This is a genomic window from Zobellia sp. 1_MG-2023 (genome assembly GCF_030549125.1).
Lineage (GTDB): Bacteria > Bacteroidota > Bacteroidia > Flavobacteriales > Flavobacteriaceae > Zobellia > Zobellia russellii.
In genome coordinates this window covers 1-1,163 of the sequence record NZ_JAUOSY010000027.1, presented here as the reverse complement: position 1 = coordinate 1,163, position 1,163 = coordinate 1, and the positions used below count along the sequence as shown (strand labels likewise).

Annotated in this window: 1 protein-coding gene; it reads left to right on the top strand. The window is 56.9% G+C overall.

Annotation, left to right across the window (positions count from 1 at the left end; genetic code table 11):
- The coding region (locus tag Q4597_RS19685; RefSeq protein ID WP_303407806.1) for an SDR family NAD(P)-dependent oxidoreductase at nucleotides 1-1,163 on the top strand (1,163 nt) is incomplete at both ends.

Below are 1,163 nucleotides of genomic sequence, written 5' to 3'. Positions count from 1 at the left end.
AACAGTAACGACCTGGAGCGGCTCGCGCCCATGGGCACCTCGTGCCCCGACCACTTTTTGAGAACCAAGATCCAGCCTTTGGTATTGAAACTGGATGCCAACGAGGACCTTTCCGATACGGAAGCCGTGCTCGCCAAGCTCCGCCCTGCCTTTGAACAGTACAGAAAGGAATACCAAGCGTACTACGACGACCATAAACGTGCCAATAGCCCTGCCGTTAGGGATGCCAGTCCGGTGATCATCATCTATCCGGGAATAGGTATGTTCAGCTTCGCGAAGAACAAGCAGACCACCCGTGTGGCCAATGAGTTCTACGTGAACGCCATAAACGTCATGCGCGGTGCGGAAGCCATTACGGAATATACATCGTTGCCAAGACAGGAGGCCTTCGATATCGAGTACTGGTTGTTGGAAGAGGCCAAACTGCAGCGTATGCCAAAGGAGAAACCTTTGTCACGTAAAGTAGCCCTGGTCACCGGAGCGGGGGGCGGCATAGGAAAGGCCATTGCCGACAAGCTCGCCGCGGAGGGCGCCAACGTGGTACTGACCGATATTGCCGAGGACAGGCTGAAGGAAGGCGTAGCCACCTACCCAAGGGATACCGCAAGCTATGCCGTGTGCGACGTCACCAAAAGCGCATCGGTAGCCGACGCCTATAAAAAGGCATGTCTGGAGTTCGGGGGCGTGGACATCGTGGTGCACAGCGCGGGTCTCGCCATTTCAAAACCCCTACAGGACACCTCGGAAAAGGATTGGGACATACTGCAGGACGTCCTGGTAAAGGGGCAGTTCGAACTGGCCAAGCAGGCCGTGGCCATCATGCGCAAACAGGACAAGGGCGGTGACTTTATAAGCATAGCCAGCAAGAACGGGCTCGTATCCGGGCCCAACAACGTGGCCTATGGAACGGCGAAGGCCGCACAGCAGCATATGGCGCGCCTATTGGCCGCGGAACTGGGGGGCGACAAAATAAAGGTCAATACCGTAAACCCGGACGGGGTGATCGTGGGCAGCAAGATATGGGAAGGCGATTGGGCCGAGGGACGTGCAAAGGCCTACGGGATCACCGTTGAGGAGCTTCCCGCGCATTACGCCAAACGCAACCTCCTGAACGAGATCATATACCCCAAGGATATCGCGGACGGGGTGTTTGCATGCGTGGG